The organism is Stenotrophomonas sp. NPDC077659, assembly GCF_050268705.1.
GTDB lineage: Bacteria > Pseudomonadota > Gammaproteobacteria > Xanthomonadales > Xanthomonadaceae > Stenotrophomonas.
The window spans coordinates 1-6,198 of record NZ_JBNNHG010000186.1 but is presented as its reverse complement, the minus strand read 5'-3'; the positions used below and the strand labels follow the sequence as shown (position 1 = coordinate 6,198).

The following is a 6,198-nucleotide window of genomic DNA, read 5'->3' as shown; positions in this document are numbered from 1 at the left end:
CGATCACCGGCATGCAGGGTTCATCGGACTGGGCGTATTCGTCGCTGCTGGTGCTGATCATCTTCATCTGGACGCCGCCGCACTTCTGGGCGCTGGCGATCTTCCGCCGCGAGGACTACGCCAAGGCGAAGATCCCGATGCTGCCGGTCACCCACGGCGTGGTGCACACGCGCAGGCAGATCATGGTGTATTCGGTGGTGCTGGCGCTGGTGTGCGTGGTGCCGTACCTGGTGGGCATGAGCGGGCCGTTCTACCTGGGCGGGGCGATCGTGCTCAATGCCGTGTTCCTCTGGTACGCCTGGCGCATGCTGGATCCGCCGGATGAACTGTTCTCGATGAAGATGTTCCGCTACTCCATCGTGTACCTGATGGCGCTGTTCGCCTTCCTGCTGGTGGACCATTGGATCCTGCCCTGGTTGTGAGGGCTACCTGATCGCGCGGACATCCATGGCGTGGATCTACTGGAACGCCGAGTCGGGCGTTGCCCTGCAGAGCCGAGCCCATGCTCGGCTGACGTTGATTGAGAGCCTGCGCGCGCTGAAGGCACAGGGCCACGTGATTGACGTGGTTGGCTCTGACGTCAACAGCAATGATGGCAGCAGCCAGATACGCGATGACCGCATGGCGGCCGAGCTGCGCCGGCTGTACCGCCGCCTGCCGGAGGGCACACGCATGCTGGTGCTGACCGGAAACGTGCACGCCACGCTGCAGCGGCCGGCAGGTGCACTGCCGGAAATGCAGGCACAGCCGATGGCATCGCTGCTGCGGGATCTGGATATCTACAGCGTGCGGCTGGAAGCGCAGCGCGGCCACTTCTGGGCCTGCCTGGACCGCTGCAAGGCGTTGCCGATACGCGATCAGCCGGCGCGCGCGCCGCATGTCGATACCGATTCAGGGCGCCAGTACGATCTCTGGCTATGGATGCCGGCGCTGAGCGTCGGCACGTTGGTGGACCCGTAGCGGCAGACACCTCATCCACGCATGGCGTGGATCTACTGCGGATTCACGCCATCTGCGGTCTGGTAGATCCACGCCATGCGTGGATGATTTCCCGCGGGATCCACTGCACCCGGTGTCGGCTTCTGCTCGCGTGCGCCGCATTGCGGCCGTTGACCAAGCCGCCACGCTGTAGGGCTTTACCGCGACGTAAGCCTCTTGGGCGCGTTGGGTCACAGATACGAATTGATTCGCCAGACCGATTGATCCAAGCCAGATACACAGATGTTGCGAGATGACTCGCAAATCAGTGGAGCAATCAATGAGATGTCATGTTTCTCTGCACATCGTTTTGTGTGCCGCGCTTACCTGCCTGACTAACACTGCAGCAGCAGAGGTAAAAGCTCTGAGCCGCGCAAACTGCATTGGATTCATCAATGAATCCGTCACCTACGAACGCCCCCAGTTTCGCAATTTCCAGGGATCGGCCGTAACCAGGCATGTTCCGCTCGGGAACATTAAGCCGAAGCATGCTTTCGGTGCATCTAACAATGGCCTTCACTCTCGGCGCTTCTATGCAGGTGATGGCACAGATCCGGAACGAATGGTTGTTTACGGATATCACACTTGGGTGCTGGGCGGACGCGTATTTACGCAGCCCACTAGCGCGGTCGACTGCCAACTTTCGGAGTGGTGAGCATCATGAAGAGTCTTTGCTTTGTTGCAATCTCACTGGCGATGTCGATACCAGCCCAAGCGTCCCTGGCCGATCCAGTTCCCGATCCGGTAGGAAGTTGGCTGCACCAACTTGCCATGCAAGCCGCAGTGGATGAGACCTCGACCACGGGAAGGTCAACCGCTGGTGTGGGCAGCTACCGCATCGTGCGATTGGCAGATATGGATGCCCCCGAAGAGGTCAAGCAGCAGCTCCGTGCTGATATCAAACGAGCCATGAGTGTCGTGCAGGTTGTCGAAGGGAACATTCCAACGCAGGTCGAAATACTGGCTGCCGTGCCGCGTACTCAGCGTTCTGCGTCGGAACTACGCCAGCGTCTGCCGCAGCCTCCTAGCAGGCTGGACGCTACTCTCCTCGGACCAGCCGAGCTGATCGGCATGGAGCCGAGTGGTGCGTTGGACGGTGCAAAGTCCTCGGGCCTGAGCCGCTTCTACCGGCTGGAGGGTGTCGGCATCGTGGAGTTCAGCGAGAACAACTTCCTCGCTGCGGGCATGCAGATCGAGGTCATCGCGGAGGCGCAGAACACCAGGGTGAACGGCAAGCCCGCTAACCTCGGGAAGGTTGTGGATAGTGTCGGCCGTACTCGGGTTGAGCTTGCCTGGACGGGAGACAGCAAGACCTACAGTCTGACCGTCACGGGCGAGCCGGGCAGCGACGTGGAGCGCAACGCCCGAGTGCTGCACGACATCGCAGCGGCCATCGTGGATTAGCGGCGGCGCAAGCGTCATCCACGCCACGCGTGGATGGGGCTCTCCGCAACAACCCGCGCGCCTGGTCAGGACTTGCGCCGCGCATACCGCTGCGCGATCACGCCGCAGACGATCAGCTGGATCTGGTGGTAGATCATCACCGGCAGCACGATGGCGCCCAGGCTGCCACCGGCGAACAACACCTTGGCGATCGGCACGCCGGTGGCCAGGCTTTTCTTCGAGCCGCAGAACACGATGGTGATCTCGTCTTCGCGGTTGAAGTGCAGGCGGCGGGCCAGGAACGTGATGAGCGGCATCGCGATGCCCAACAGCACGGCAGCGACCACGGCCACGGCCAGCAGCGACAACAGCGGTGTCTTGCTCCACAGCCCTTCAGTCACGGCCTCGCCGAACGCCGAATACACCACCAGCAGAATGGTGGCCTGGTCGGTGTAGAGCAGCAGCGCACGCTGCTTTTCCACCCAGCCGGCAATCCACGGCCGCAGCAGGTGGCCGGCCACGAACGGCACCAGCAGCTGCAGCATGATGCCGCCGATGGCATGCAGCGGGTCGTGCACGCCGCCGGACGTGCCGGCCAGCGCGGTCAGCAGCAGCGGGGTGAGGAACACGCCGAGGATGCTCGACAGCGAAGCACTGCACACCGCTGCCGGCACGTTGCCGCGCGCCATCGACGTGAAGGCGATGGACGACTGCACGGTGGAAGGCAGGGTGCACAGGAACAGCACACCCAGGTACAGCTCCGGCGTCAGCAGCCAGCCCGACAGCGGCTTGAACAGCAGGCCGAGCAGCGGGAACAGGATGAAGGTGCAGGCGAGGATGGTCAGGTGCAGGCGCCAGTGCAGCATGCCGCCGATGATCGATTCGCGCGGCAGGCGCGCGCCATGCAGGAAGAACAGCGCGGCGATGGCCACGGTGGTGACATCGTCCAGCACGATGGCGGCGGCGCCCTTCATCGGCAGCAGCGAGGCCAAGGCCACGGTGCACAGCAGGGCGAGGGTGAAGTTGTCCGGTCGCAGGCGCGACCACCAGCGGGTCATGGTGGGCAGGCTCCTTGGTACGTGGGGTTCAGGGCAAGGTGGCCGGTGCCGCCAGACGCTGGCGGGTGGCGGCTTCCAGTGAGGTCAGGCCGGCGCGCTGGCCCAGCTGCAGGGCCTGTTCGGCGCTGGCCTGTTCGTAACGCGCATTGACCAGGCCGAGTACGGCGCCGGCACGGTTGCCCGAGGCGCAGTGCAGCAGCACCGGGCCCTGGCTCTGCTGCAGGGCCTGGTGCACGGCGCGCACATTGGCCGCGTCCAAACCGTCGGCACCGGCCACGGGGATCCGCACATAGCGCAGGCCCAGTGCCTCGGCCTGGGCGGTTTCGTTGAAACCACGGTCCTCGCCGGGCTGGCGCAGGTCGATGACGGTGCGCACGCCCTGCGTGGCCAAGGCCTGCAACTGCGCGGCACTGGGCTGGCCACCCGCATACAGGCCGGGGCGGACTTCATTGAGTGCGGTGTCCCCGGCTCGGGCGTGCAGGGGCGTGCAGAGCGACAACAACAGCAGGCAGGTCAGGCGCAGCAGCATGGTCTCTCCGGGGGCGTTCTGCCGCTACAGGCGCAGGGTGGCGCGGGCCTTCAGCAGTTCGCGCAGTTCGTACTTGTCAGTATCGTCCAGACCCTGCTGGCGCTGTTTTGCCAACAACTCCTCCAGGCGTTGCACCAGCAGTTGCTTTTCCAGCTGGGCCACCGCGTCGTGCAGTTCCTGGGTCCACATCGCATCGTCGCCGGGCAGGGTCTGCGCGGCCAAGGTGTGCAACGAGGCCTGCTCTTCGCGGCCGTCGAAATGTTCCAGCAGTGCGCCAGTGCTGATATCCGGGCGCTGTTCGACCAGACCCAGCAGCTCCAGCAGCAGTTCCACGCCCGGCAGGCGCAGGCCCTGGAAGTGGTGCTTGCCGCCCAGGGTCATCGCCAGCGAGGGCTGCTGCAGCAGCACGGCGATCGCACCGCGCACCAGGCTGCGCTTGGCCACCGGCTGGATCGCACGTGCCGGCGGACGCTGCGGCAACGGCGCGCGCATGGCCTGGGAGTTGCCCCCCAGGCCGGTCAGCTGTGCCAACTGCTGCTTCATCAGATCGCCGAAGGCGCCATCGGGAATCTGCGCCAGCATCGGCTTGGCCCGCTCGGCCAGGCGTGCCTTGCCGTCCAGCGTGCCAAGATTGATCTCGCGGGTCAGTTCGTCGAAGAAGAACTGCGACAGCGGCGTGGCCTGCTTCAGGCGCTCGTTGAAGACCTCTGCGCCTTCCTTGCGCACGATGGTGTCCGGGTCTTCGCCATCAGGCAGGAACAGGAAGAAGGCCTGGCGGCCGTCCTTCATGCGCGGCAGTACCGATTCCAGCGCCTTCCAGCCGGCACGGCGGCCGGCGGCATCGCCGTCGAAGCAGAAGAACACATCCGGCGCGTTGCGGAACAGCAGCTCGGCGTGGTCCGGCGTGGTGGCCGTGCCCAGTGTGGCCACCGCCTGGGTGACCCCGAACTGGAACAGCGAGACCACGTCCATGTAGCCCTCGACCACGATCAGCCTCTCGATCTTCTGGTTGGCCTGGCGCACCTGCCACAGGCCGTACAGTTCGCGGCCCTTGTGGAACAGCGCGGTTTCCGGCGAATTGAGGTACTTGGGGCCGTCGTCCTTCTCGAACACGCGGCCGCCGAAAGCGATGACGCGGCCGCGGCGGTCGAAGATCGGGAACATCACCCGGTCGCGGAACTTGTCGTAGACATGGCCGCGGTCGTTCTTGGAGAACAGGCCGGCGCGGTCGAGCAGCTTCATGCGCCGCTCGTCCTTGCCCAGCGCATCGCGCAGGCCACTGTAGCCGTCGGGCGCGTAGCCGATCTGGAAGCGCGCGCGGTTTTCCTCGTCCACGCCGCGGCCGTCCAGGTAGCTGCGGGCCTTTTCGCTGCTTTCCAGATTTTTCTGGAAGAACTTGGCCGCCGCATCCAGCGCCGAGTACAGCTCGCGGCTGTCGTCCTGCTGCTGGGCGCTGCGCGGGTTCTCGCTGCGCGGCACTTCCATGCCGGCGCGCTTGGCCAGTTCATCCACCGCGTCGAGGAATTCGAGGCGGTCGTAGTTCATCAGGAAGCTGATGGCGGTGCCGTGCGCGCCGCAGCCGAAGCAGTGATAGAACTGCTTGGTGGGCGAGACCGTGAACGAGGCCGAGCGCTCGTCATGGAACGGGCAGCGCGCTGCGTATTCCTTGCCCTGGCGCTTCAACGGCACGCGGCTGCCCACCACCTCGACGATGTCGGATCGGGCCAGCAGGTCGTCGATGAATGCGTCGGGGATACGGGCCATGGGCAACAGGGCAGGGCGCGGCCGAGGGGCCACGCGAGGCAGAACGATCAATCCGCCTAGTTTACTCCCTGCCGGGCGGCGGGCCGACGTTGGCCGTGTCGATGCCGGCCGCGGCCAGATGGGTGCGGGCGCGCAGGCGCTCGTCGATCACCGCTGTCATCAGCGCACCCACGAAGAACACCACGGTGGCGTAGTAGATCCAGACCAGCGAAATGACCAGTGCGCCCATCGAACCGTACGCACTTCCAGGGGCCACGGTGGCGATGTAGACGCCGATGCCATAGCGGCCCAACGCGAACAGCGCCGAGGTGATGACGCCGCCGATGAAGGCCTGGCGCCAGGCCACGCGGCGGTCCGGCAGGTAGTGGTACATGAAGGCGAAGCCGACCGCATACAGCAGCAGGCTGGTGAGGTATCCAATGGCCGGCAGGATCGAGGGCAGCTGGGCGAAGGCCACCTGCAGCAGGGTGGTGGCGGTCATCGACA

General features: G+C 65.1%; 7 protein-coding genes. 3 read left to right on the top strand and 4 right to left on the bottom strand.

The features are described from left to right. The 3 genes from ACQKDV_RS17775 to ACQKDV_RS17765 all read left to right on the top strand — a co-directional run. Positions 1 to 422: UbiA family prenyltransferase (locus tag ACQKDV_RS17775; RefSeq protein ID WP_427785510.1), on the top strand; the 422-nt coding region annotated here is incomplete at its 5' end. Between the two features lie 25 nt (positions 423 to 447). Continuing rightward, entirely contained in the window at positions 448 to 960 is a 513-nt protein-coding gene (locus tag ACQKDV_RS17770; RefSeq protein WP_427785508.1) for a hypothetical protein, read from the top strand. Positions 961 to 1,638: 678 nt separating this feature from the next. Further along, positions 1,639 to 2,382, top strand: coding sequence for a hypothetical protein (locus ACQKDV_RS17765; RefSeq protein WP_427785507.1), 744 nt, complete (start codon positions 1,639 to 1,641; stop codon positions 2,380 to 2,382). A 65-nt stretch (positions 2,383 to 2,447) separates the two neighbouring features. Here ACQKDV_RS17765 and ACQKDV_RS17760 read toward each other — a convergent pair whose 3' ends face one another. The 4 genes from ACQKDV_RS17760 to ACQKDV_RS17745 form a co-directional block, all read right to left on the bottom strand. Beyond that, positions 2,448 to 3,419 (bottom strand): bile acid:sodium symporter family protein, encoded by a 972-nt coding sequence (locus ACQKDV_RS17760; protein ID WP_427785505.1) that lies wholly within the window; start codon positions 3,417 to 3,419, stop codon positions 2,448 to 2,450. 28 nt (positions 3,420 to 3,447) lie between these two features. Continuing rightward, positions 3,448 to 3,948: a fused DSP-PTPase phosphatase/NAD kinase-like protein gene (locus ACQKDV_RS17755; protein WP_427785503.1), complete on the bottom strand. Its 501-nt coding sequence runs from the start codon at positions 3,946 to 3,948 to the stop codon at positions 3,448 to 3,450. Positions 3,949 to 3,972: 24 nt separating this feature from the next. Further along, on the bottom strand, positions 3,973 to 5,712 hold the full coding sequence (gene dnaG / locus ACQKDV_RS17750) for a DNA primase (RefSeq protein ID WP_427785502.1): 1,740 nt from the start codon (positions 5,710 to 5,712) through the stop codon (positions 3,973 to 3,975). 61 nt (positions 5,713 to 5,773) lie between these two features. Then, on the bottom strand, positions 5,774 to 6,198 hold a 425-nt coding region (locus tag ACQKDV_RS17745), incomplete at its 5' end, for a YihY/virulence factor BrkB family protein (protein ID WP_427785500.1).

Bases quoted from the DNA above. Each gene is read 5' to 3' on its own strand.
- dnaG (WP_427785502.1), bottom strand. From the start codon at position 5,712: ATGGCCCGTATCCCCGACGCATTCATCGACGACCTGCTGGCCCGATCC.
- ACQKDV_RS17770 (WP_427785508.1), top strand. From the start codon at position 448: ATGGCGTGGATCTACTGGAACGCCGAGTCGGGCGTTGCCCTGCAGAGC.
- ACQKDV_RS17760 (WP_427785505.1), bottom strand. From the start codon at position 3,419: ATGACCCGCTGGTGGTCGCGCCTGCGACCGGACAACTTCACCCTCGCC.
- ACQKDV_RS17755 (WP_427785503.1), bottom strand. From the start codon at position 3,948: ATGCTGCTGCGCCTGACCTGCCTGCTGTTGTTGTCGCTCTGCACGCCC.
- ACQKDV_RS17765 (WP_427785507.1), top strand. From the start codon at position 1,639: ATGAAGAGTCTTTGCTTTGTTGCAATCTCACTGGCGATGTCGATACCA.